The sequence below is a fragment of the Pseudomonas sp. TUM22785 genome (assembly GCF_028198105.1).
Taxonomy (GTDB): Bacteria; Pseudomonadota; Gammaproteobacteria; order Pseudomonadales; family Pseudomonadaceae; genus Metapseudomonas; species Metapseudomonas solani.
The window spans coordinates 6,065,602-6,091,328 of record NZ_CP116239.1; the positions used below are offsets into that span (position 1 = coordinate 6,065,602).

Consider the following 25,727-nt stretch of genomic DNA (forward strand, 5'->3'; position numbering starts at 1 on the left):
GCAGCGTGCTTATTTTTTCTTGCGCACGTACAGCACCAGATTGTGATCGACCAGCTCGAAGCCATGCTCCTTGACGATCTCTTTCTGGCGTTTCTCGATCTCGGTATCGAAGAACTCGATCACCTCACCGCTATCGACACAGACCATATGGTCGTGGTGGCCGCCGTCGGCCAGTTCGAAGACGGCGTGGCCGCCATCGAAGTTGTGGCGCACCACGAGACCGGCAGCCTCGAATTGGGTCAGCACGCGGTAGACAGTCGCCAACCCCACGTCCTCACCCGCCTCCATCAGTGCCTTGTAGACATCTTCGGCACTCATGTGGCGCTGCTCGGTGGAGTCAAGCATCTGCAGGATCTTGACTCGAGGCAGGGTCACCTTGAGGCCGGCTTTGCGAAGTTCGTTATTTTCAACCATGGTCAGCTTTCTCGTGGACGCTGCTTCGCAGCTTCCCTTAATGCGGGTATGATCGGATTTTCGTTGCCCAGCCAAGATAGTGGAAGTCACCCACCGATGCAAAACACCAAGCTCTTGCTGACCAGCCTCACCTTCGCAGGCCTGGTCGCACTCGCCGGCTGTTCATTCCCCGGGGTTTACAAAATCGACATCCAGCAGGGCAATGTCGTGACGCAGGACATGATAGACCAGTTGAAGCCCGGAATGACCCGGCGGCAAGTGAGGTTTATCATGGGCAACCCGCTGATCACCGACACCTTCCACGCCAACCGCTGGGATTACCTCTACAGCATCCAGCCCGGCGGCGGTGAACGCCAGCAGGAGCGCGTCAGCCTGGTGTTCGACGGCAGCGACCAACTGGTCGGCCTGGCCGGTGACTTCATGCCTGGCGTGAGCCGCGACGAAGCCATTCTCGGCAGCGACGGCAGCACCGAAGTGAAGAGCGAGAAGCCTGCCCAGCAACAGCAGGAAGAGAAGCCGAAGCCCGGCTCGCTGCTCGAGCAGATCCAGAAGGAAGTGGACCAGGTGGAAACCGTACCAGTGCCCACGCCCGAGCCGCTGGAAACCTCGCCGCAGTAATCACTGCGCAGAAAAAAGCCCGGACTGGTTCCGGGCTTTTTCATGGGCGCTTGTCATGCAACTCGCCGCCTTATTCCTCTCCCGATCGCGCCTGGGCGGCACGGGCCGCGCGGAGCTTGCGCACTTCCTTCGGGTCGGCGAGCAGCGGGCGGTAGATCTCGATGCGATCCCCCTCCTCCAGCACCCGCGCCTCGGGATTGGCCAGCGCCTTGCCAAAGATGCCCAGCGGGCAGGTGGCCAGATCCAGCTCGGGAAACTCCGCCGCCAGCCCTGACGCCATCACCGCCGCACGCACCGTAGTGCCCACGGCCACCTCCAGGCTCAGCAAGCGCTGACGATCGGCCAGCGCGCAGACGACCTCGATAGCGATCGACTCAGCCATGAAGCTGCTTGGCCCGCTGACAGAAAGCGTCGACCAGGGTATTCGCGGCCTGATTGAACAGCGGCCCGAGGGTCGCCTTGACGATGGGGCCGGCGTAGTCGAACGACAGGTCCAGGCTGATCTTGCAGGCCTTCTCACCCAACGCCTTGAAGCTCCACACGCCGTGCAGCTCGCTGAATGGGCCTTCTTCCAGGTTCATTTCGATCACCTGCCCCGGCACCAGCCGGTTGCGGGTGACGAAGCGCTGACTGAGCCCGCCCTTGGCCACGCCGAGGCTGGCCACCATCTCGGTTTCGCTCGCCTCCAGCACTTCACTGGAGGAGCACCAGGGCAGGAACTCGGGGTATCTCGCCACGTCGTTGACCAGATCGTAGAGCGCCTGCGCAGGGTACGGCAGCAGAGCGGAGCGCTGGATATGGGTGGTCATCTGGGCCTCTGAACGTCGGTCAGTCGGCTGCGCCGGAGCGAGCAACACGGCTGGTCAAAAAAAGAGCGCGCATTGTCAGGGATTCACCCCTCGCGCTCAAGCCTACGCCGCCGTAGCGGCCTCGCCTGGGACTCCCTATAATGCCGCGCCTATGGCTAAGCAAAAGAAACATCCCCAAGGCACCATCGCGCAGAACAAGAAGGCTCTGCATGACTACTTCGTCGAACAGCGCTTCGAGGCCGGCATGGCTCTCGCAGGCTGGGAGGTCAAGAGTCTGCGCGCCGGCAAAGCCCAGTTGGTGGACAGCTACGTGTTGCTCAAGGACGGCGAAGCCTGGTTGCTCGGCAGCCACTTCACGCCCCTGAAAACCGCCAGCACCCACGTGATCGCCGACCCGGTCCGCACGCGCAAGCTGCTGCTGCACAAGCGCGAACTCAGCAAGCTGATCGGCGCGGTCCAGCAGAAGGGTTATGCCTGCGTGGCACTGTCGCTCTACTGGAAGGCCCACCTGGTCAAGTGCGAGATCGCACTGGTCAAGGGCAAGAAGGAATTCGACAAGCGCGCCACCGAGAAGGAACGCGACTCCGATCGCGAGATCGCCCGCGTCATGCGCACCAAAGGCAAAGAAGACTGAGCGCCGACCCACGGTCGCCGCTCCAGCCGCAAGGCTGATGCTTCAGATTCCCTGCCTGCGTTGCGCGCGCTCCATCCGAAGCGCCTCCAGCTGCCCTTCCGCCAGGACCTCCTGCACGTAATCGATGTGCTGGTGCGAGATTTCCCGCGCCTCCTCGGCACGTCGCTCGACGATCGCCTCGAACAAGGCCCGGTGCTGCCTCATCAGCATGTCGCGGGTCTCGCCGCGCTGCAGGTACATGCCTCCAATATTGGTGACCACGTTGTGCTTGAGCAGTTCGAACAAGCCGCGGATGGTGTGCAGCAGCACGGCGTTGTGGCTGGCTTCGGCGATCGCCAGGTGGAAGCGCGCATCGGCGGCGCCCTCCTCTTCCCGGGTCGCCTTGCTGCCGGGCGTGTAGCAAGCCTGCAGCGTCTCGAAGGCGTCGCGCAGGCGTTCGTGATCGACCGAGGTCGCGCGCTGCGCCGCATAGAAGGCGCATGAACCCTCCAGCGTGTGGCGGAACTCCAGCAGGTCGCGCTGGGCGTCCGGGTTGCCTTCCAGCAACGACAGCAACGGATCGCTGAAGGTGGAGCCCAGCTCGGCGGACACATAGTTGCCCCCGCCCTGGCGGCTGATCAGCAAACCCTTGGCCACCAGCTTCTGGATCGCCTCGCGCAGCGACGGCCGGGACACCCCGAACTGCTCCGCCAGCAGGCGCTCGGCCGGCAGCCGCTCACCGGCCTTCAGGGTGCCTTCGAGGATCATCGACTCCAGGTGACTGACGATGTCATCCGACAGACGGCGCTGGCGCACCTGACCAAATCCCATACCCCTCCCGCCTCTTTTCCACAGCCCATCCGGGCAGTCTGGCGCGGCAGTCCGCGCATATCCGGCGGCAGCCTAACCAGCCCCCGTCCGGCGCACAAGAAAAGCTCGATCGCCGCCCTCTCGACCAAAGTTGTAGGACAGGAAATTGACATGCGCACGGTAAGACTTTTACCCTGAGCCGTCGATTTTGTAAATTGGTATTACCAATTTCGACGAAGTACGCCAGATCCGGCCACTGCCTGCTGCAACGCCAAAAGCGTCGCGCCTACCCGGACGGCCCACAGGCACTCCAAAAACAATTACGGAGCCAACCACCATGCAAGCATGGCAACAGATCTACACCCCTCTCGGCAGCCTCGGCCTGTCCGCTGCCGTCGCCGTGATCCCGATCGTGTTCTTCTTCCTCGCCCTCGCGGTGTTCCGCCTCAAGGGTCATATCGCCGGCACCATCACCCTTGCCCTGGCGATCGCCGTTGCCATCTTCGCCTTCAACATGCCCGCCGACATGGCCTTCGCCGCGGCCGGCTACGGTTTCGCCTACGGCCTCTGGCCGATCGCCTGGATCATCGTCGCGGCGGTGTTCCTCTACAAACTCACGGTCAAGAGCGGCCAGTTCGAAGTGATCCGCAGCTCGGTGCTGTCGATCACCGGTGACCAGCGCCTGCAGGTGCTGCTGATCGGCTTCTCCTTCGGCGCCTTCCTCGAAGGTGCGGCCGGCTTCGGCGCCCCCGTGGCCATCACCGCCGCGCTGCTGGTGGGCCTGGGCTTCAACCCGCTCTACGCCGCCGGCCTGTGCCTGATCGCCAACACCGCACCGGTGGCCTTCGGCGCCCTGGGCATCCCGATCATCGTCGCGGGCCAGGTCACCGGCATCGACGCGTTCAAGATCGGCGCCATGACCGGCCGCCAACTGCCCTTCCTGTCAATCCTCGTGCCCTTCTGGCTGGTAGCGATGATGGACGGCTGGCGCGGCGTGAAGGAAACCTGGCCCGCCGCCCTGGTGGCCGGCGGCAGCTTCGCCATCACCCAGTACTTCACCTCCAACTTCATCGGACCGGAACTGCCGGACATCACCTCCGCCCTGGTCAGCCTGGTATCCCTGACCCTGTTCCTCAAGGTCTGGCAGCCCGCCAGCGCACAGAGCACCGAAGTGGCCGGCGTATCCGGCGGCGCAGCGGTTCTCGGCGGCTTCGGCGGCCCGCGCAGCACCGAGCCTTCGCCCTACAGCTTCGGCGAGATCCTCAAGGCCTGGTCGCCCTTCCTGATCCTCACCGTGCTGGTGACCATGTGGACCCTCAAGCCCTTCAAGGCGATGTTCGCCCCGGGTGGCGCGCTGGAGCAGTTCGTCTTCATGTTCGCCATCCCGCACCTGGACCAGCTGGTCCTCAAGGGCGCGCCCATCGTCGCCGCCACCACGGCCATGCCGGCGGTGTTCAAGCTGGACCCGATCTCCGCCACCGGCACCGCGATCTTCTTCTCCGCGCTGCTGTCGATGCTGGTGCTCAAGGTCAATGTTAAAAATGGTCTGACCACTTTTGGTGAAACCCTGGTCGAGCTGAAGTGGCCGATCCTCTCCATCGGCATGGTGCTGGCCTTCGCCTTCGTCACCAACTACTCGGGCATGTCCACCACCCTGGCGCTGGTCCTGGCCGGCACCGGTGCGGCCTTCCCGTTCTTCTCGCCCTTCCTTGGCTGGCTGGGGGTCTTCCTGACCGGCTCGGACACCTCGTCCAACGCCCTGTTCAGCTCCCTGCAATCCACCACCGCGCACCAGATCGGCGTCAACGACACCCTGCTGGTGGCCGCCAACACCAGCGGCGGCGTGACCGGCAAGATGATCTCGCCGCAGTCCATCGCCGTGGCCTGCGCCGCCACCGGGATGGTCGGCAAGGAATCGGACCTGTTCCGCTTCACCCTGAAGCACAGCCTGATCTTCGCCGCCTTCGTCGGCCTGATCACCCTGGCGCAGGCCTATGTCTTCACCGGCATGCTGGTCCACTAAGCCGGATCGGCTGCGCGTCGGCGATACGGCGTTGGAAATGGCCTCGGAGATGCTCACCTACAGTCGTAGGCTCCGCTCCCTCGGCCATTTCCGCCTTGTCTCGCTCTAGCTCGCTCGACTCTCGCAACGTGCCACGCTTCTTTCATTCAACGGTAGGGACCCCATGATCATCTCCGCCTCCACCGACTACCGCGCCGCCGCCCAGCGCAAGCTGCCGCCCTTCCTGTTCCACTACATCGATGGCGGCGCCTACGCCGAGTACACGATGCGGCGCAACGTCGAGGACCTCTCCGGCATCGCCCTGCGCCAGCGCGTGCTGAAGAACATGTCCGAGCTGAGCCTCGAGACCCAGCTGTTCGGCGAGACCCTCGCCATGCCGGTGGCCCTGGCCCCGGTGGGCCTCACCGGCATGTACGCCCGTCGCGGCGAAGTGCAGGCGGCCAAGGCGGCGGCGGACAAGGGCATCCCCTTCACCCTCTCCACCGTCTCGGTGTGCCCCATAGAGGAAGTGGCCCCGGCCATCCAGCGCCCCATGTGGTTCCAGCTCTACGTGCTGAAGGACCGCGGCTTCATGAGGAACGCCCTGGAGCGCGCCAAGGCCGCCGGCGTCACCACCCTGGTGTTCACCGTCGACATGCCCGTGCCCGGCGCCCGCTACCGCGACGCCCACTCCGGCATGAGCGGCCCCAACGCCGCCATGCGCCGCGTGCTGCAAGCCATGACCCACCCTGCCTGGGCCTGGGACGTCGGCCTGCTGGGCAAGCCCCACGACCTCGGCAACATCTCCACCTATCGGGGCAACCCCACGGGCCTGGCCGACTACATCGGCTGGCTCGGCGCCAACTTCGACCCGTCGATCTCCTGGAAAGACCTGGAGTGGATCCGCGAATTCTGGGACGGCCCCATGGTCATCAAGGGCATCCTCGACCCCGAGGACGCCCGTGACGCGGTCACCTTCGGCGCCGACGGCATCGTCGTCTCCAACCACGGCGGCCGCCAGCTCGACGGCGTGCTCTCCAGCGCCCGCGCCCTGCCGGCCATCGCCGACGCGGTGAAGGGCGAGCTGAAGATCCTCGCCGACTCCGGCATCCGCACCGGCCTCGACGTGGTGCGCATGCTCGCCCTCGGCGCCGACACCGTGATGCTCGGCCGAGCCTTCGTCTACGCCCTGGCCGCGGCAGGCGGCGCGGGTGTGAGCAATCTGCTGGAATTGATCGACAAGGAAATGCGCGTGGCCATGGTGCTCACCGGCGCCAAAAGCATCAGCGAAATCAGCGCCGACTCGCTGGTACGCGAACTCGGCCGCTGATCCGCCCCACCCATAACGAACCGACGAGGCCGCCCGAGCGGCCCGCGCCAACCGTTGATGACAGGACCCGACCGATGAGCCTGCCCGCCGCCTTCCTCCAGACCGCCGAGCGCCTGATCCCCCGCGAGCGGCGCTTCGACGACCCGCTCTCCACCCTGGCCTTCGGCACCGACGCCAGCTTCTACCGGCTGATCCCCAAGCTGATCGTGCGGGTCGAGAGCGAGGCCGAAGTCATCGCCCTGCTCAAGGCCGCCCACGCGGAACAGGTGCCTGTGACCTTCCGCGCCGCCGGTACCAGCCTCTCCGGCCAGGCCATCAGCGACTCGGTGCTCATCGTCCTCGGCGACAACTGGAACGGCCGCGACATCCGCAAGGGTGGCGAGCAGATCCGCCTGCAGCCCGGCGTCATCGGCGCCCAGGCCAACGCCTGGCTCGCCCCCTACGGCCGCAAGATCGGCCCCGACCCGGCCTCGATCAACGCCTGCAAGATCGGCGGCATCGTCGCCAACAACGCCAGCGGCATGTGCTGCGGCACCGCGCAGAACAGCTACCACACCCTCGCCGGCCTGCGCCTGGTGCTGGCCGACGGCACCCTGCTCGACAGCGAAGACCCGCTCAGCGTCGCCGCCTTCCACGCCACCCACGGCGCGCTGCTGGAACGGCTCGGCGAGCTGGGCCGGCAGACCCGCGACAACCCCGAGCTGGCCGCGAAGATCCGCCACAAGTACCGCCTGAAGAACACCACCGGCCTGTCCCTCAATGCCCTGGTGGACTACGACCAGCCGCTGGACATCCTCACCCACCTGCTGGTGGGCTCCGAAGGCACCCTCGGCTTCATCAGCGCGGTGACCTACGACACCGTGCCCGAGCACCCGCACAAGGCCTCGGCGCTCATCGTCTTCCCCGACGTCGAAACCTGCTGCCGCGCCGTGCCCGTGCTCAAGACCCAGCCCGTCTCCGCCGTCGAGCTGCTCGACCGCCGCAGCCTGCGCTCGGTGCAGGAGAAGCCCGGCATGCCCGCCTGGGTCAAGGGCCTGTCCGCCAACGCCTGCGCCCTGCTCATCGAATCCCGCGCTGCCAGCGGCAGCCTGCTGCACGAGCAGCTCGCGCAGATCACTGCCTCCATCGCCGACTTCCCGGTGGAGCAGAAGGTCGACTTCAGCGAAGACCCGGTCGTCTACAACCAGCTGTGGAAAATCCGCAAGGACACCTTCCCCGCCGTCGGCGCCGTGCGCCAGACCGGCACCACGGTGATCATCGAAGACGTCACCTTCCCCGTCGAACAGCTAGCCGCCGGGGTCAACCGCCTGATCGAGCTGTTCGACAAGCACCGCTACGACGAGGCGATCCTCTTCGGCCACGCCCTGGAAGGGAACCTGCACTTCGTCTTCACCCAGGGCTTCGACAGCCCCGAACAGGTCGCCCGCTACGACGCCTTCATGCAGGACGTCGCCCAACTGGTCGCCGTCGAATTCGGCGGCGCCCTCAAGGCCGAGCACGGCACCGGGCGCAACATGGCGCCCTTCGTCGAGCTGGAATGGGGCAGCGACGCCTATCAACTGATGTGGCAGCTCAAGCGCCTGCTCGACCCGCGCGGCATCCTCAACCCCGACGTGGTGCTCAGCGAGGACCGCGAGCTGCACCTGAAGAACCTCAAGCCGCTGCCCGCCGCCGACGAGATCGTCGACAAGTGCATCGAATGCGGCTTCTGCGAACCGGTCTGCCCCTCCAAGGGCCTGACCCTCAGCCCGCGCCAGCGCATCGTCATCTGGCGCGACATCCAGGCACGTAAGCGCGCTGGCATCGACACCCGCGAGCTGGAAGAGGCCTTCGCCTACCAGGGCGTCGACACCTGCGCCGCCACCGGCCTCTGCGCCCAGCGCTGCCCGGTGGGCATCAACACCGGTGACCTGGTGCGCAAGCTGCGCGGCGGCGTCGCCCACCACGCCGGCAGTGCCGACTGGCTAGCCGACCACTTCGCCACCGCACTCAAGGGCGCGCGCCTCACCCTGCGTCTGGCCGACGGTGCCCGTCGCCTGCTCGGCGCGCCATTGCTGGAAAAAACCTCCGGCTCCCTGCGCCGCCTCTCCGCCGGGCGCCTGCCGCAATGGACCCCCGCCCTGCCCCAGGCCGCCAAGCCCATCCAGTTCACCCCGCCGGCCAACGACGCCCGCCCCCGCGTGGTCTACCTGGCCGCCTGCGTATCCCGCGCCATGGGCCCCGCCGCCAGCGATGGCGAACAGGTGCCGCTGGTGGACAAGACCCGCATGCTGCTGGAAAAGGCCGGCTACCAGGTGGTCTTCCCCAGCCAGCTGGAGAGCCTCTGCTGCGGCCAGCCCTTCGCCTCCAAGGGCTACGCCGAGCAGGCCGAAAGCAAACGCCGCGAGATGATCGACGCCCTGCTGGAAGCCAGCCGCGGCGGCCTCGACCCCATCTACTGCGACACCAGCCCCTGCACCCTGCGCCTGGTGCAGGACGGCCTCGACCCGCGTCTGGACCTGTTCGACCCGGTGCGCTTCATCCGCACCCACCTGCTCGAACGCCTGGAGTTCACCCCCCAGGACAAGCCTATCGCCGTGCACGTCACCTGCAGCACCCAGCACCTGGGCGAGGCACAGGGCCTGATCGACCTGGTGCGTCGCTGCACCCGCGAAGTGGTGGTGCCCGAAGGCATCCACTGCTGCGGCTTCGCCGGCGACAAGGGCTTCACCACCCCGGAGCTCAACGCCCACTCGCTGCGCAGCCTGAAGGACGCCGTGCAGGTCTGCGAAGAAGGCATCTCCACCAGCCGCACCTGCGAAATCGGCCTCACCCAGCACGGCGGCATCGACTACCACGGCCTGGTCTACCTGGTGGATCGCGTCACCCGCCCACGGGCCATCTGAACCTCAAGCTGCCGTGCATCGCACGGATTGCGCCCCGCCCAGTGCGGGGCTTTTTTTGCCCGGCAAAAACGCCTCCCCCCCCCACCTCCCGGCCAAGCGCAACGGCAAGCGAAACGGCACCCCGGGCGCAACCCGCACTGGGTTTCATCCCACCTCCCCTTCCCGACGAAATGTCAGCCCTGGAGCCCGCGAACCCCGGCACGCGAACGCCCCTGAAAACACCGTGCAGCCCATCTAGCACGGCGCCTCCAGGCCTGGCCATCATGGCCTCGAAAAATGATGGCCAATTGTCAGCATTGCTCAGTTTCGGCCCAGGGACCCGCTCATATACTCGCGCCCAAACCCTTTCCCTGGCCCGCACTACGCAGGCACTGCCCGACGACCACGGGGCAGGCCCTGGTGGCCCTCATCAAGGATCGCGTAATGAACCACGTCTATCGCACCATCTGGAACCACGCCAAAGGTGTCTGGCAAGTCGTTGGGGAGAACACCAAGCGGCAGGGCAAGACCAAATCGAGCAAGGCCGCCAGCGGCGCCGGCCTGCTGGCCATCGGTGCCCTGCTGAGCCCCGGCCTCTATGCCCAGGGCATCGTCACGGACGGGCGCACGGCCACCAGCGTGGTGCAGAACGGCGCGGTCACCGACATCCGCACCGAGACCATCCGCAACGGCAACGGCTTCAACTCCTTCTCGCAGTTCAACGTGGGCAGCGGCGAAACCGCCAACCTCTATGTACCGGATTCGGCCAACGCCCTGATCAACATCGTTCGCGACCAGCGCAGCGAGATCAACGGCATCCTCAACGGCTACAAGAACGGCCAGATCGGCGGCGACATCTATTTCGCCAACCCCCACGGCATGGTCGTGGGCGAGTCCGGCGTGATCAACGTCGGCTCCCTCACCGTCACCACCCCCGACAGCGCCTCCCTTGAGCGCCTGATCGGCGCCGACGGCAAGATCGACGACCTCGCCGTGGCCCAGCTGAAGTCCGGCAACCTGCCCCTTTCCGAATCAGGCCTGGTGTCCATCCGTGGCCAGGTCAACGCCAAGGGCGCCGTCACCCTCAGCGCCCGCGACGTCGGCATCGGCGCCAGCGGTCGCGTCACCGCCGGCCAGCAGGCCATGCCGCGCATCGAGCAACTGGTGAACATCGACGGCCTCGACAGCGCCGCCGCCATCACCGAGGTCAACGGCGAGATCCGCATCATCGCCGAGAACGACGTGCTGATCGCCGGCCAGGTGAACACCGACGGTGTCGCCGGCAAGTCCGCCGGCGAGATCGAAATCCGCGCCGGCCACAACATCACCATCGCCGACGGCGGCAAGGTCTCCGCATCGGGCCAGGGCGCCCACTCCGACGGCGGCAAGGTCGTGATCAAGGCCAAGCAGCAGAGCACCCTGGCCAAGGGCGGCACCGTGGCGGCCAACGCCGGCACCAGCGGCAACGGCGGCCAGGTCGAGCTCTCCGCCGACGAAAGCGTGACCTGGGCCGGCACCCTGGAGGCCAAGGCCGGCCAGGGCGGCGCCGTCGGCCACGTGCTGATCGACCCGCGCGAAATCAACCTCACCCAGGACCAGCGCCTGGGCGGCACAAACTACAGCCTGCAGGCGTCGGAGAAGATCAACGTCGCCGACGGCGTGATGATCTCCACCCGCAACATCGCCAACTACCAGACCGCCAGCCAGCAGGAACACCGCGACGCGGTCTCCGTCGGCGACTCCGGCGACATCACCCTGGAAGCGCCGACCATCGTCCTCGGCCAGAACGCCAAGCTCTACGCCCACACCGACAACGCCGCCTTCGAGGCCGGCGACGTCACCCTCAAGGCCATCGCCGCCGAGGGCGCCCTGCTCACCCCCGGCATCCTCGTCGGCGTGGGCAGCAACAAGACCGAAATCACCCTGGGCGCCGGCACCGAGATCCGTGGCGGCCAGGTCACCATCAGCGCCGAATCCTCCACCGCTCTGACCGACAGCCTGTCCAGCGACGGCCTGTACAACGGCGTCGATGAAAACGGCCACCCCATCGCCAATGTCCTCGACGACGACGAGCTGGAAGAACAGCGCCAGGCCCTGGCCGATGCCGGTGTGCAGACCGACGACGACGGCGGCAACGACTTCTTCGGCGGCCTGCTCGACACCCTCGCCGGCAGCGGCCTGCTGGCCTCGGTGCAGGTGCTCGACGCCCAGTCCAAGGTCAACATCGGCAATGGCGTGAGCATCATCGGCAGCAACGACGTGAACATCTCGTCCCACGCCAGCACCAACGCCCAGGCCGAGGTCGCCGACCTGCCGGTGGGTGCCGTGGTCTCGGTGACCAACACCGACGCCCAGCTCAACGTCGGCCAGAACGCCCGCATCGAATCCCTGGGCGGCAACGTCAACCTCAAGAGCCAGTCCGACACCACCGTGGAAACCGCGGTGGAAGCCGGCGCCCTCGAAGGCCTGCCGATCACCCTCACTGCCAACGTCACCTCGGCCAAGGGCCGCGCCACCACCACCGTCGGCTCCGGCAGCCTGATCAAGGCCGCCTTCGACGCCAGCGTCAGCGCCGAGCAGGTCAAGGTGTTCGACGTCAGCGCCCAGGCCGGCGACGCCGAGGGCGCCATCGGCGTCTCGGTGCTGGTCGCCCTCTCCGACCTGCAGGCCCGCAACGATTTCAACGGCACCCTGGAGGCCGGCGGCAACGCCACCCTGGAAGCCAAGGTGGACACCCAGTCCAACAGCCACGAAGCCGCCGTGATGCTCGGCGACGAGAACAAGGTCGTCGCCACCCTGGAAGAAAAGCTCAGCGAAGCCGGCGAAGACCCGAACGAAGAGCTGCAAGCCAAGACCAAGGACGGCCTCAAGGAACTGCTGACCAAACTGTTCGAGCAGAGCAAGAAAGAAGAAGACAAGAAGGGCAGCGAGCAGAGCAAAGGCTTCCTCGACGAACTGGGTGCCGCCGGCGCCGTGGCCTACATCAACCACGACAACCAGGCCCTGCTGAACCTGGGCGGCCAGGCCAAGGTCAAGGCCGGCCAGGATGCCAGCCTCAACGCCGAGGTCACCGACCTGCTGGATTCCACCGTCTCCTCGGTGATCTCCGACAAGAAGAACGCCGAAAAGCCGTTCGACTTCAACACCGAAAGCACCGGCAAGAAGAACGGCGTGGGCGTCGCCATCCTCATCAGCAACCAGGACAACGACGCGGTGCTGACCGTGCGCCCGGGTGCCGAGCTGGACGCCATGCAGGCCCTCAGCCTCAGCGCCAAGACCAGCCTGCCGTGGCTGGACCAGAGCCGCCTGTCCAACCTGATCAAGGCCTTCAGCGCCGACAACCTCAGCGACTTCCTGCAGACCATCAACGAAGGCCAGATGTTCAGCACCTGGGTCAACGCCGCCACCGCCGTCTCCGGCGAAGGCGCCCAGGATAGCGGCACCACCCTCAGCGGCATGGTCGACATCAACCACGTCGGCCTCAACGCCAAGGTGGACGTCGCCGATGGCGTCAACATCAACCAGGACCTGGCCTACCGTGGCCAGGAGCAGACCGTCGACATCGAAGCGCGCACCGAATCGCAGATGGTCAACGTCGCGGCCGACCCGGGTCTGTTCAACAACGAAGGCGGCAAGAACGGCTTCGGCGCAGGCCTCATCGCCGGCATCTACAACAACAGCGCCCAGGCCACCGTCGGCGCGGTGAACCTCTACGCCAGCGAGCTGAACGTCAACGCCGTCACCGACGTCGACATCCTCAACTACGCGGTGGCCGGCTCCAAGGGCGGCACCAACGCCCTCAGCGGCTCGGTCTCCGTCTCCGTGCTGGACAACCTCACCCGCGCCGGCATCGACGACGGCGCCCACCTGGTGGTGACCGACGAGAACGGCGGCAGCGGCGACATCACCATCAACGCCAGCGATGAGACTGACAGCCTGACCATCACCGGCGGCGTGGTGAAATCCACCAGCAAGGCCGCCGGCGTCGCCGTCGGCGTGCACGACTTCGACCGCACCACCGAAGCCTGGCTGGGCAGCCGCGACACCCAGCTCGCCGCCGGCTCCGTGGCCGCGTCCGGTGGCCTCAAGGTCGGTGCCAGCGCCGATGGCCGCATCGGCAACTACGCCCTGTCCGTAGCCCTGACCGCACCGCCGGCACCCAGCACCCAGCCCGCCGAGCAATCCCGCGAGGGCACCGGCTCCTTCGGCATCAACATCTCCGGTTCGGCGGCGGTAAACACCCTGGACAACCTGGTTCGCGCGCGCATCACCGACAACCTCGACATCAACGCCGGCGCGGTCAACGTGCAGGCCAGCGACGACACCGCGCTGCACGCCATCGCCGGCGGCGCCGCCGTCTCCAGCAACACCGGCAACGGCGTCGGCCTGGCCGGTGCCTACACCCAGAACACCGTGGACTCCCTGGTGGAGGCCGAACTGGCCGCCACCGGCGACGTCACCGCGCGCCGCCTCGACATCGCCGCCGACAACGAAGCCAGCGCCCTGTCGATCTCCGCCGGCGTCTCCGCCAGCGCCTCGGCCAGCAGCTACCAGGTGGCCGGCTCGGTGAGCGTCAACTCGATCGACAGCACCACCCGCGCGCGCCTCGCCGACGGCGCCATCGATGCCGTCGACGGCGTCACCGTCAGCGCCCGCGACGACTCCAGCATCCACGCCGTGGCCGGTGCCGCCAGCTTCGGTGGCAAGGCCGGCGTCGGTGCGGGCCTGTCGATCAACAGCATCGACGGCGCCACCGAAGCCGTGGCCGACGACCTGCGCCGCCTCGACAGCAACGCCGGCCTCAGCCTCGATGCCAGCAGCGATGCCGACCTGGTCTCGGTGGCCGCCGCCATGGGCTACTCCAACCAGTACGCCTTCGACGGCGCCGTGGCCATCAACCAGCTGGACCACGACACCCTCGCCGCCCTGCGCGGCAGCCACGACCTCAACCTTGGTGGCGCCCTGGCGGTGAACGCCGGCAACACCAGCAGCATCTGGACCGCCTCCGGTTCGGCCGCCATCGGCAACGACGGCGCCGTGGGTGCCAGCTTCGGCTACAACACCATCAGCGACCGCGTCAGCGCCGAGATCCTCGACAGCGACGCCGAAGCCGCCAGCATCGCCGTACAGGCGAACCAGCAGAGCGACATCAACGCCCTGGTCGCCGGTGGCGCCGTGGCCGCACGCTCCTCCGCCGTGGCCGGCTCCATCGCCATCAACACCATCGACAACCGCACCAGCGCCCGTACCGATGACTCCAGCCTGACCAGCCACGGCTCGCTGCTGGTGAACGCCCAGGACGCCTCGCGCATCCGCAGCCTCACCGGTGCCCTGGCCTACGGTGGCCAGGGTGCGGGCATCGGCATCGCCGGTTCCTACAACCAGATCTCCGGCGCGGTCTATGCCGGCATCAACGGCGGCAACCTCCAGGCCGGCGACCTGCTGCGCGTCAGTGCCCTGCGCAACCAGCAGCTGCAATCCCTGGCCGCAGGCGCCGCAGTGGGCAACAACGTCGGCGTCGCCGGCTCGGTGGCCGTCAACATGGTCGGCGGCTCCACCCTCGCCGAGATCGGTGACGGCGCCCAGGCCCACAGCGACGGCAGCCTGCTGCTGACCGCACGCTCCGACAGCGACATCGAAACCGTGGCCGGCGCCCTGGGCGTGGGCCTGTCCGGCGTCGGCCTGTCCGGCGCGGTGGCGGTCAACCAGCTCGAAGGCACCACCACCGCCCGGGTCACCGGTGCGTCCACCCACCTGAGCGCCGACGGCCAGGGTGCCGCCCGCGCCATCGACAACGGCCAGCTCAACGGCAACATGGGCAGCGACCTGCGCGATCGCACCCTGCAGGACAGCATCAAGGGCATCGGCGTCGTCGCCAGCAGCACCGACGAGATCGACACCGTTTCCGTCAGCGTCGGCGGCGGTTCCAGCGTCGGCGTGGCCGGCGCGGTCACCGTCAATAGGGTCGGCGGCTCCACCCTGGCCCAGGTCAGCGGCGCCACCCTCGACAGCAACGCCGCCACCCAGGTCGGCGCCTACCACCACACCCGCGTCACCACCGGCAACGGTGCCGGCGCGGGCGGTGGCACCGCCGGGGTCGGCGTATCCACCACCACCAACATCCTCGACCACGACACCCAGGCCCTGGTCGCCAACGCCACCCTCGGCAGCGACGCCGGCATCGGCGTCAACGCCCGCGCCACCCACGACCTCAACGCCGTGGTCGTCGGCGCCGCCATCGGCGGCACCGCCGGGGTCAACGGCTCGGTAGCCGTCACCACCCTGGCCGGCACCGTGCTCAGCAACGTGCAGGGCTCCAACCTGCGCAGCGACGCCGGTGGCATCGAGATCGCCGCCGACGCCGACAACGACCTTGACATCGTCGCCGGCGGCGTAGCGGGCGGCGGTGTGGCCGGCGTCGGTGCCACCATCATCGTCACCGACCTCAACCAGCGCACCGAAGCCTCCACCTCCGGCGCCACCCGTCTGGACGCCAGCGGCCTCACCGCCATCGACGCCAGCGCCGCCCAGGACGTGACCATCGTCGGCTTCACCGGTGCCGGTGGCGGTACCGCCGGCGTGGCCGGCACCGTCAACGTGCTGGTCGCCAAGGGCCAGACCCTCGCCGGTGTCGGCGCGGGCAGCCAGATCAACACCCAGCTGGGCGGCGCCCAGCAGGACGTGCGCGTGCACGCCCAGGACCGCCTCGAGACCACCGACGTGCTCGGCACTGCCGGTGTCGGCGGCGTGGCCGGCGTCGGTGCCGGTGCCGACGTGCAGGTGGTGCGCAGCGGCGCCATCGCCAGCGTCGGCGACGGCGCCACGGTCAAGGCCGGCCGCGACATCACCGTCGAAGCCGAGAACAGCCGCGACATCGACTCCGTCTCCATCGCCGCCGCCGGCGGTGGCTACGTCGGCGCGGGCGCCGGCGTCTCGGTGGTCAGCGTCGCGTCCGGCGCCTCCTCCCAGGCCACCGGCAGCCTCGACAACAGCATCCGCAACGCCCAGGGCGTCGCTCGCAACTCCGGCCTCAACGGCCAGATGGGCAATGGCTTCGCCGGCTCCAGCCAGCTGCAGGCCGACATCAACGCCAACCAGCAATCCATCAGCCCCAACGACACCTTCCTCAGCACCCCGGACGGCACCGCCTACTCCGCCGCTGCACGGGTGGGCAACGCCACCCTGGACGCCGGCCGCAACGTCACCGTCAGCGCCCACAACAGCACCGATGCCCTCAGCGAGGCAGCCGGTGTGGCTGGCGGCCTGGTGGGCGCCGGTGCCGGCGTCTCGGTGATCAACGTCGGTGACCGCAGCCTCGCCGAACTGGGCGGCACCCTGCGTGCCGGCGGCAACGTGCGCATCAGCGCCGAAGACGGCCAGGACGGCACCACCCAGGCCCTCGCCCAGGCGGGCGGTGGCGGCCTGGTGGGCCTCGGCGCCGCCGTGGCGGTGAGCGAGAAATCCAGCCAGACCACTGCGCGCATCCTCGACGGCGCCAACATCACCGCCGGCGGCGCCCTCAGCGTCGACGCCGACCTCGACCACGCGCTCAAGGCGCAGACCGTCGGCGTCAGTGCCGGCGGCGTGGCCGTGGGCGCCAGCATCGCCACCTCCAGCAGCACCGGCCAGGCACAGGCACTGGTGGGCAAGAACGTGCAGGTCAGCGCCGGCAGCCTCGCCGTCGATGCCAGCGCGCGCTCCAGCAACAACGTCGACGCCGTCGGCGTCAGCGGCGGCATCGTCGCCGGCAACGCGGTGGTCGCCACCGCCAGCGACCGCACCAGCGCCCGCGCCTGGGTCGACGATGGCAGCCGTGTCACCACCCAGGGCGCCATCGGCATCCGCGCCAGCACCGACCCGATGACCCGCGCCTTCGCCATCGGCGCCTCCGTGGGCGCCGGCGCCATCGGTGCCAGCGTCGCCACCGCCTCGGTGGACAACAGCGTGCAGGCCGGCACCGGCGCGGTGAACCTCACCGGCGGCTCGCTGGACGTGGACGCCGCCGCCCAGCGCACCCGCAGCCAGAGCGCCGAAGCCCAGGCCGTAGGCGCCAGCGGGGGTGCCCTGATGGGTCTCAACGCCACCGTCGCCAGCGCCAACCTGGACACCAATGTGCTCGCCGATATCGGCCAGGGCACCCAGCTCGCCATCACCGGCAATGCCGCGGTGAAGGCCAGCGACGCCACCCGGGTCAAGACCGACGCCACCGGCATCGCCGTCGGCGGCCTGCTGGCCGTGGGCGCCAACGTCGGCCTGGCCGACATCGACGCCACCCAGCGCGTGCGCTTCGGCGCTACCGGCCTGGTGGGCGGCACCCTCGCCCTCTCCGCCACCGGGAGCAACGGCATCAGCGGTGATGCGGTGGCCGGCAGCGGCGGCGTGGTCGCCGGCAGCGCCTCGACCCTCAACCTCGACGCCACCAGCGCCACCACCGTGGACGTGCTGGGCAACACCAACATCCTCACCGGCCGCACCGACGTGCTGGCCGAGCACCGCCTCGACTACGCCGCCGACAGCGACTCGATCCAGGCCGCCATGGTCGGTGCCTCGGGCACCTTCATCGACCTCGACCTGGGTGCCACCACCCAGGTGCTGGTGCGCGACGGCGCCCGCGTGGCCGCGCTCGATGGCCTCGACGTCGAAGCCCACACCATCACCCAGGGCGGTGCCGAGGCCTTCTCCGGCTCGGGCGGCGTGATCAGCGGCAGCTCCGTGCTGGTCGACAACACCATCCGCGACACCACCCGCATCCAGGTCGGCAACAACGTCGGCCTGGCCACCGTGGGCAGCCCGCTGGACATCGACAAGGGCCACCTGCGCCTGAGCGCCCACAACACCATGCGCGCCGCCGACACCGGCAAGCTCTCCGCCGGTGGCGCCATCGCCGCCCCCTACGCGGGCACCGAGATGGACGTGGACGTCACCAACCAGGTGACCTTCGGCGACAACCTGAGCCTGAAGAGCAGCGGCCTGCTGCAGGTGGGCGCGTACAGCGACACCCGCGCCAGCACCAATGCCCGCGTGGACGTCTACGGCCTGGTGGGCGCCGGTGGCGGTGATTCGAAGATCGACCTGACCGCTGCGCAGCTGATCCGCTTCGGCGCCAACGCCGACCTGCTCGGCTACGGCAACCTCGGCCTGCGCGCCGGCCAGAGCGCCGACGGCAACCTGGCCAACGACATCCGCGCCAGCGCCAGCACGGTGGTGGTCAACAACACCCTGATCCCGGTGACGGCGGTTCTCGATGCCGACGCCACCGCGACCACCACCAACGACCTGGTGTTCGGCACCGGCGCCCTGCTGCGCTCGGTGCGCAACGTCGACCTGATCGCCACCAACGGCGCGGTCAGCGCCAGCGGCGGCGGCGTGGGCAAGAACCCCTACCTGGCGCTGTTCTCCAGCGAGCAGACCACCCGCTCCGACCGGGTCAACCAACTGGCCAGCCTGAACCTCGCCAACAGCCGTGTGGTGGCGGGCGCGGGCAACCGCCAGGAGGTCTACTGGGACGGCAACCAGCTGCGCACCGTGTCCTCGCTGAACGACCTGACCGTGCAATACAAGGCCGCCGGCAGCGCCAACGCGTTCCGCCCGCTGGCCGAGATCGACGCCACCCTGGCCAGCCTCAACCAGCAGCTCGCCGGCCTCACCCCGGGCTCGGCCGCGTACACCAGCCTGAGCGACCAGATCGCCCTCTACACCCAGATGCGCGCCAGCACCGCGCAGTCCCTGGGCGCCGGCGCCAACGGCAACACCACCGTGGACACCCTGGTGATCGGCGACATCATCGCCGGCGCCGGTGACATCCGCGTCGGTGCCGACCGCATCCAGCAGTCCGGTGCCAACCTGACCGCCTACGGCGCGCCGACGGTGATCATCCACAACAGCTCCGACGACTACCTGGTGACCAACGGCATCCTGGTTTCCGCTGCGGGCACCGGCAGCATCACCTCCACCGGCGCGGCCAAGCTGGCCAACAGCGGCGCCACCCTGACCGAGGTGAAGCGCTCGCAGTCCGACTACTACGACGCCACCCAGCGCCCGAGCGTGCCTTCGATCGTCATCGAGAACACCTACGACACCAACCTGGCGGGCAACACCAGCCCGGCCCCGGGCATCCTGGTGCTCGGCGACATCGAGAACCTCAAGGGCCACACCTCGCTGAGCAACACCTCGGGCAACGTCTCGCAGTTCGCCACCATCGAGAGCTACCAGCTGAGCATGAACGTGCCCAACGGCGACCTGTTCGTCAGCCTGCCGGGCCGCAGCTGGAACCTGGCCTCGGTGCAGTCGGAGTGGGCCAACGTCATCAACGGCCTGAACCCGAGCAGCCTCAGCAGCGGCCGCAACGTCCCCGACGCCATCGCCGAGTTCGCCGCCAACGTGGTCTACAACGGTTCCTACGCCTTCACCAGCAAGGAAGCCTTCACCGACTACCTGATCCGCAACTACGGCAGTGGCAACGGCACCGACCAGCAGATCATCCTCGACGGCATGGTCCGCGGTTACTGGGAAACCGACGACGACAACACCGCCGACCGCGTCTGGTACAAGGACACCACCTACGAGTACAGCGGCAACATGTCGGCCAGCGACCATGACTTCTGGACCGGCAACACCGGTGTGTGGGATTGGCGCTACACCATGATGCAGGCCTACAAGACGCAGAACAGCGCGGCCCTGGGCCAGTCCGACACCAGCGGTTCCACCGCCAGCGCCCTGCGCGTGGGCGGCGCCCTGGCGATCAACGCCAAGAACATCAACATCAACGCCGGCATCGAAGTGGGCGCGCGCACCGATTGGTCGCTGAACCTGGGCGCCGCCGCGGCCGCCGAGATCGCCAGCATCGCCAACGGCAACGGCCTGGTGCGCCTGAACAACGTCAGCGGCATCGCCGACGGCAACGGCGCCGACGAGGTGCCGGTGGTGTACTGGGATTCGGACAAGCAGCGCATCCAGGTGCAGCGCATCAATGCAGCCGGCGGCGGCTCGGTGTCGCTGACCGGCAACATCATCAACACCAACACGGTGGGCAACATCGTCGTCAACTCCGGCTACGGCGATGTCGAGATCAACAACACCACCGGCCGCGACCTGATGCTCACCGACATCGACCTGGGCAACGGTGGCCAGAGCGTGGTGCGCATCACCGACACCCTCAAGCACTGGGGCGACGGCCGCGCGCAGACCTGGTGGTACGTCAACCAGGCCGGCCAGGACAGCGTCTCGGTCTACAACGACGCCAACGGCGCCACCGCCCTCACCGGCGCCAGCCTGGCGAGCGTGATCGGCCGTGACTTCACCTACAACCCGCAAGCCGGCGCCCGCTACGAGTGGACCCAGGACTACCACATCACCCGTACCTACACCGGCCCCACCGGCATCTCGGGCAAGAGCGACGAGATCCCCGGCAACCTGGGCCGCTGGGTGAGCGAGATCGCCACCGCCGACGGCAAGGCCTACCTGACCAGCGCCGGCGACGTAGTGGTCCGTGCCGTCACCGGTGACGACAAGGCCTTCATGCAGTGGGCCGACGCCAACATCGGCTACACCACCGTGCGCACCACCTCCGACGGCGACGAGTGGGGCGGCTACCACGCCGGTGCCACCTTCGACCTGGCCACCGACATCCAGATGACCGTCACCAACAGCGTGAAGGCCGACCACGCCATCCCGATCCGCTTCGTCGGCAACAGCGAGTCGCGCCTGCAGGTGGATTCCGGCTCCAACGTGCTGATCGGCGGCACCATCCGCAACGACGTCGGCACCAGCACCTTCGACGTCACCGGCTCGCTGCTGCAGGCCGGCGGCTCGCTGCAGGGCAAGGACCTGGTGCTCAACGCCAGCGCCGGCATCGGCAGCGCCAGCGACGCGCTGAAGCTGATCGACTCCCGCGTCGCCGGCGCCTCGGTCAGCGCCAGCAGCCAGGGCGACATCTTCCTGGCCAGCAGCGGTGACTTCTACGCCAAGTCGATCCAGACCACGGGCGACGTCACCGTCAACGCCGTCGGCGGCATCTACCAGCACGCCGACGCCGTGGGCGTGTCCATCGGGGGCGACGTGCTCAACCTGCACTCGGGCTCGGGCAGCTCCATCGGCGGCGTGAACAGCCCGCTGGTCACCCAGAGCAACGAGATCAACGCCTCCGCCCCGGGCAGCGTCACCCTCACCCAGGGCAGCGGCAACATGAACGTCGGCTACATCGAGTCGCTGTTCGGCAACGTCGAGCTCAACACCCCGAGCGGGCAGATCCTCGGTGCCGCGCCCAAGGGCGAGGACCAGGACGCCAAGCTGCAGGAGAAGATCGCCGAGTGGGAGGCCATGGGCCTCACCGACGCCAACCACGCGCAGAGCACCATCAACGGCTACGAGAACCTGGTGGAGCGCTACTACAGCGACTACTGGACCCTCCGCGAGCGCGCCAGCAACCCGGACGGCAGCTTCAGCCTGACCAGCGCGGGCCTCAATCTGTACCGTGAACAGGTCAGCGCCAACCTCGGCCACAGCGCCAGCGACGCCGAGATCAACAGCGCCATGAAGGCCCGCTACCTGGAGGCGAAGAGCTTCCTGGCCGGCGCGCCGGGCGTCGACCAGGGCCTGCTGCAGAACCGTTCGGCCAACTTCCAGTACAGCCTGGACACCAACTCCGAGCTGTACGCGCAGATGACCCACGGCGCGGTCTGGGACAAGAGCATGCTGGGCACGGTGATCAACGCCGGCGCCGTGGCGGGCGACCGTCCCTCCACCGGCGCGCTGCCCAACGTCTCCGCCACCCAGGGCTCGATCCGCCTGAACAACGACCCGACCCAGGCCCTGCCCGAGTCGGAGACCCTGGTCTTCACCCTCAAGCGCACCGACGGCTACCTGCCCATCGTCACCCAGCTCTCCTCCTCGGAAGGCAACAGCTACAGCTCCAGCCAGCTGATGGCCTTCCTCGCCGAGGCCAAGCCGGGCACGCTGCAGGCCGACCAGGTGGACGGCGACACCGTGCGCATCACCCTGCGCCCGCGCTACGACCTGGCGGTGGAAGCCAAGGACCCGGTGGTGATCGACGCCAAGGGCGACTACCACGTGGGCACCTCCCAGGACGTGATCCTCAAGGACATCACCGTGGGCGGCACCCTCTACGTCTACGCCGGCCGAGACGTGATCAACCAGACCGCCACCGGCGTCGCCGGCGCCGTCACCGGCGGCCTGTACATCGACGCCGGGCGCAACATCGGCTCGCCGGACAACCCCATCCAGGTCACCAACAACGGCAACGACCCGGTCACCGTGTACCGCCTGGTGGCCCCGGGCACCGCCAACGTGGTGGTGCTCAACGGCAACGTGGTGGTCGGCAAGATCGACGTGAAGGGCGAAACCAACCTGGTGGCCAACAACGGCGATTTCTACTCCCTGGGCGATTACGCCACCTTCGATGGCGGCCTGGTCAACCTGCGCGCCGTGGACGGCAACGGCCTGACCTCCGGCTACATCGGCACCGCGCTGAACCCGTTCAACGTCGTGCAGAAGCAGGGCGCCCTGGGCCTGTTCGGCCTCGGTGCCAATGTGGTCGCCACGCAGAACGACCTGGTGATGTCCAACAGCGTGCTGGACGGCCTGGTGTCCGTCACTTCCAGCCTCGGTTCCATCCTGATGGACGATGAGGATTCGGTGATCCGCACCACCGACGAAGGCACCGGCCAGGTCGACCTGGTGGCCGCCACCGGCATCGGCGAGAACGGCGCCGCCATCCGCCTGGACACCGGCCACTTCAACGCCGAGACCCCGGTGGGCGACGTCAACCTGCACCTGCACCGCGAGGCCCGTGCCGAGCGCGTGCATGCCCTCACCGGCTCCGCCCACCTGGTGGGCGATGGCGACGGCGTGCTCGGCACCACCGACCTGGATCTGGCTGACGTGCGCGTCGCCCGTGACCTGGAACTGCGCGCCGAAAGCATCCGTGGCCAGGTCACCCAGACCGTGCAAACCACCCCGCTGCGCCTGTGGGCCACCCACCTGCAGGGCGGCGTGGCCGACCGCATCGACCTGGGCATCACCGGCGCGCCCTACGTGCTCAACGAGCAGCTGGCCGCCCGTGTCGCCGACATCCGCTCCAACGCCGTGCGCTTCAACATCGTCAACGGCCACGTCGGCGAAGAGATGAAGCTCACCACCGGCTACGTCAGCGCGCTGATGGACAACACCACCCCGGCGCTGCGCTACGCCAGCGACTTCCAGTACTACATCCCCTGGAAGGGCTTCTCGCTGGACCTGGAGACCCGCGGCGCCACCGGCTCCCGCGCGCCCATGTGGTTCAACTCGGCCCGTGGCGTGTTCACCCGCAACATGGTCACCAGTGGCCACGCCACCTTCGACCTGGCCCGCCCGCACTTCAGCACCGACCTGCGCCAGACCGGCGGGGAGGCGATGCCCGCCTACTCCGCGGCCTACCCCGTGCGCCCGGCGCTGCAACGTGCCAACGCAATCTCTACCGCCCCGCTGGCGGTCAACCTCGGTACCCAGAGCAGTGACGATGACTCCATCTAAGACCCTCACCAACGGCGGCCTGCGGGCCGTCGCCAGCCGCGCGCCCTTCCTGCTCGGTGCGGCCGGGCTGCTGTTCGCCGCCATCGCCAGCGCCGAGGCCCTGCCCTCCGGCGCGCTGCCCGGTGCCATCAGCTCGGAGCTGCTGCGCCAGCCCCAGCGCGCCCAGGAGCGCCCGGAAGCCCGTCCGCAAGACGACACACCGGCGCTCGACGTGCCGGTGGTGGGCGACCAGAAGCTGCCCGACAACCCCAACCTCGCCTTCCAGCTGGACGCCGTGGTGTTCAGCGAAACCGCCATCCTCGACGCCCAGCAGCTGGAGGCGATGGCCAAGCCCTACCTCGGCCGCAAGGTGGGCTTCGCCGACCTGCAGCAGCTGATCTCGGCGGTGAACCGCCTGTACGACGAGAAGGGCTACGTCACCGCCCGCGCCATCCTGCCGCCACAGCGCATCGAGCAGGGCCGCGTGCGCATCCAACTGGTGGAAGGCCGCGTCGGCGAGCTGGTGCTGGAAGGCAACAGCTACATGAACGAGGACTTCATCCGCGAGCGCCTGGACATCGGCAACGGCGAGCTGGTGGACCCCAAGCGCCTGGAGGCCGAGCTGTCGCGCTTCAACCGCGTGAGCAACGGCACCCTCTCCGCCTCGCTGCAGCCGGGCAAGGGCTACGGCCTCACCGACGTCTACGTGAACGTCAACGAGCCGCCGCAGAACAGCCTCGACCTGTTCGCCAACAACCACGGCTACGAATCCACCGGTGAAGAAACCGGCGGCATGATGTACCGCCACTACGGCGCCCTCGGCCGTGACGACGTGTTCTCCGCCTTCCTCTCCGGCTCCCGGGGTTCGGGCGTGGGCATGCTGTCCTACGACGCGCCCTTCAACACCCTGGGCGGGCGCATCGGTGGGCGTCTCGGCAAGAGCAAGGCGAAGGTCATCTACGGGCCCTTCCGCAGCCTGGATTCGGAGAGCGACTCGAAGAACGGCTCGCTGTTCATCAGCCACCCGCTGTGGAGCAACCAGGACTGGCTGCTCACCGGCCAGCTGACCTACGGCGAGCAGCGCACCAAGAACTACATCGCCGACGTCTTCCTCAACGAGAACCGCGTGCGCACTACCCAGGCCGACCTCACCGCGCTGTACCTGGCGCCGGGCCGTTCCCTGCGCGTGGGCCTGGGTTACCAGGATGCCCGCAGCGAGCTAGAAGGCACCGCCATCCGCGAGAACTACGGCCTCTGGGTCGGCTACTGGCAGTTCTACCAGGCCCTCAGCGCGGACTGGTACCTGAACGCCAGCGGCGCCTGGCAGTACGCCAACCGCGAGGGCGTGCCCTCCAGCCAGCTGTTCCAGATCGGCGGCGCCTCCACCGTGCGTGGCTACCGCCAGGGCGAGCTGGCCGGCGACGGTGGTATGTACTCCAACCTGCAGGCCAACTACCGCGTCACCCAGGCCCTCACCGGCTTCGGCTTCTACGACTACGGGCGCATCGACTCCTCGTTCCGCCAGCCGGAGAAGCTGGACAGCGTGGGCGGCGGCTTCAACTGGCAGGCCACCTCGCGCCTCAGCGGCGAAGTGACCCTTGGCGTGCCCCTGACCAAGGTGCGCTCCGACCAGGACAACGCCTACGTCAACCTGCAAGTGGTGTTCAAGGTCCTCTAAGCGCCACGCCCCGAATCCGCTCCCGTGCTGAAGCCCGGCCCATGTGACCCCATCTCGTGGGCAGGGCTTTAGCGCCGGGGC

Annotated in this window: 11 protein-coding genes; 7 read left to right on the plus strand and 4 right to left on the minus strand. The window is 68.1% G+C overall.

Annotated elements, in window-relative coordinates:
• Positions 1-9: 9 nt before the first annotated feature.
• Positions 10-414 carry a ferric iron uptake transcriptional regulator gene (fur, locus tag PI990_RS27660; RefSeq protein ID WP_021222333.1) on the minus strand — a complete coding sequence of 135 codons (405 nt, stop codon included), beginning with the start codon at positions 412-414 and terminating at the stop codon, positions 10-12.
• A gap of 96 nt (positions 415-510) precedes the next feature.
• Here fur and PI990_RS27665 point away from each other — a divergent pair, with 96 nt between their 5' ends.
• Positions 511-1,032 carry an outer membrane protein assembly factor BamE gene (locus PI990_RS27665; RefSeq protein WP_043245389.1) on the plus strand — a complete coding sequence of 174 codons (522 nt, stop codon included), beginning with the start codon at positions 511-513 and terminating at the stop codon, positions 1,030-1,032.
• Positions 1,033-1,102: 70 nt separating this feature from the next.
• On the opposite strand, the gene PI990_RS27670 is transcribed toward PI990_RS27665, so the two are convergent.
• Both PI990_RS27670 and PI990_RS27675 read right to left on the minus strand, forming a co-directional pair.
• Positions 1,103-1,414: an RnfH family protein gene (locus PI990_RS27670; RefSeq protein ID WP_271659085.1), complete on the minus strand. Its 312-nt coding sequence runs from the start codon at positions 1,412-1,414 to the stop codon at positions 1,103-1,105.
• Entirely contained in the window at positions 1,407-1,841 is a 435-nt protein-coding gene (locus tag PI990_RS27675; RefSeq protein WP_184491087.1) for a type II toxin-antitoxin system RatA family toxin, read from the minus strand. The genes PI990_RS27670 and PI990_RS27675 overlap by 8 nt, the downstream gene beginning before the upstream one ends.
• 151 nt (positions 1,842-1,992) lie before the next feature.
• Here PI990_RS27675 and smpB point away from each other — a divergent pair, with 151 nt between their 5' ends.
• Positions 1,993-2,475, plus strand: a complete 483-nt coding sequence (gene smpB / locus PI990_RS27680; RefSeq protein ID WP_021222337.1) for an SsrA-binding protein SmpB — start codon at positions 1,993-1,995, stop codon at positions 2,473-2,475.
• A 42-nt stretch (positions 2,476-2,517) separates the two neighbouring features.
• Here the strand turns inward: smpB and PI990_RS27685 are convergent, their stop codons facing one another.
• Entirely contained in the window at positions 2,518-3,285 is a 768-nt protein-coding gene (locus tag PI990_RS27685) for an FCD domain-containing protein (RefSeq protein ID WP_031288869.1), read from the minus strand.
• Positions 3,286-3,601: 316 nt separating this feature from the next.
• Between PI990_RS27685 and PI990_RS27690 the strand changes: the two genes are divergently transcribed.
• The 5 genes from PI990_RS27690 to PI990_RS27710 all read left to right on the plus strand — a co-directional run bounded on the left by PI990_RS27690 (position 3,602) and on the right by PI990_RS27710 (position 25,646).
• Complete coding sequence (locus PI990_RS27690; RefSeq protein WP_271659086.1) at positions 3,602-5,287, plus strand: lactate permease LctP family transporter; 1,686 nt, start codon at positions 3,602-3,604, stop codon at positions 5,285-5,287.
• 163 nt (positions 5,288-5,450) lie between these two features.
• A complete protein-coding gene (gene lldD / locus PI990_RS27695; protein WP_021222340.1) occupies positions 5,451-6,596 on the plus strand; it encodes an FMN-dependent L-lactate dehydrogenase LldD in 1,146 nt (381 codons plus the stop codon).
• A gap of 74 nt (positions 6,597-6,670) precedes the next feature.
• The gene (locus tag PI990_RS27700; RefSeq protein WP_271659087.1) at positions 6,671-9,481 is read left to right on the plus strand and encodes an FAD-binding and (Fe-S)-binding domain-containing protein; all 2,811 of its coding nucleotides are present in this window, start codon (positions 6,671-6,673) and stop codon (positions 9,479-9,481) included.
• Between the two features lie 423 nt (positions 9,482-9,904).
• Positions 9,905-23,989: a leukotoxin LktA family filamentous adhesin gene (locus PI990_RS27705; RefSeq protein WP_271659088.1), complete on the plus strand. Its 14,085-nt coding sequence runs from the start codon at positions 9,905-9,907 to the stop codon at positions 23,987-23,989.
• A complete protein-coding gene (locus PI990_RS27710; protein WP_271659089.1) occupies positions 23,976-25,646 on the plus strand; it encodes a ShlB/FhaC/HecB family hemolysin secretion/activation protein in 1,671 nt (556 codons plus the stop codon). The genes PI990_RS27705 and PI990_RS27710 overlap by 14 nt, the downstream gene beginning before the upstream one ends.
• Positions 25,647-25,727 lie beyond the last annotated feature (81 nt).

Coding starts and splice junctions, on each gene's coding strand:
- PI990_RS27665 (WP_043245389.1), top strand. CDS start 511: ATGCAAAACACCAAGCTCTTGCTGACCAGCCTCACCTTCGCAGGCCTG.
- PI990_RS27690 (WP_271659086.1), top strand. CDS start 3,602: ATGCAAGCATGGCAACAGATCTACACCCCTCTCGGCAGCCTCGGCCTG.
- PI990_RS27710 (WP_271659089.1), top strand. CDS start 23,976: ATGACTCCATCTAAGACCCTCACCAACGGCGGCCTGCGGGCCGTCGCC.
- PI990_RS27675 (WP_184491087.1), bottom strand. CDS start 1,841: ATGACCACCCATATCCAGCGCTCCGCTCTGCTGCCGTACCCTGCGCAG.
- smpB (WP_021222337.1), top strand. CDS start 1,993: ATGGCTAAGCAAAAGAAACATCCCCAAGGCACCATCGCGCAGAACAAG.
- PI990_RS27700 (WP_271659087.1), top strand. CDS start 6,671: ATGAGCCTGCCCGCCGCCTTCCTCCAGACCGCCGAGCGCCTGATCCCC.
- fur (WP_021222333.1), bottom strand. CDS start 414: ATGGTTGAAAATAACGAACTTCGCAAAGCCGGCCTCAAGGTGACCCTG.
- PI990_RS27670 (WP_271659085.1), bottom strand. CDS start 1,414: ATGGCTGAGTCGATCGCTATCGAGGTCGTCTGCGCGCTGGCCGATCGT.
- PI990_RS27685 (WP_031288869.1), bottom strand. CDS start 3,285: ATGGGATTTGGTCAGGTGCGCCAGCGCCGTCTGTCGGATGACATCGTC.
- lldD (WP_021222340.1), top strand. CDS start 5,451: ATGATCATCTCCGCCTCCACCGACTACCGCGCCGCCGCCCAGCGCAAG.
- PI990_RS27705 (WP_271659088.1), top strand. CDS start 9,905: ATGAACCACGTCTATCGCACCATCTGGAACCACGCCAAAGGTGTCTGG.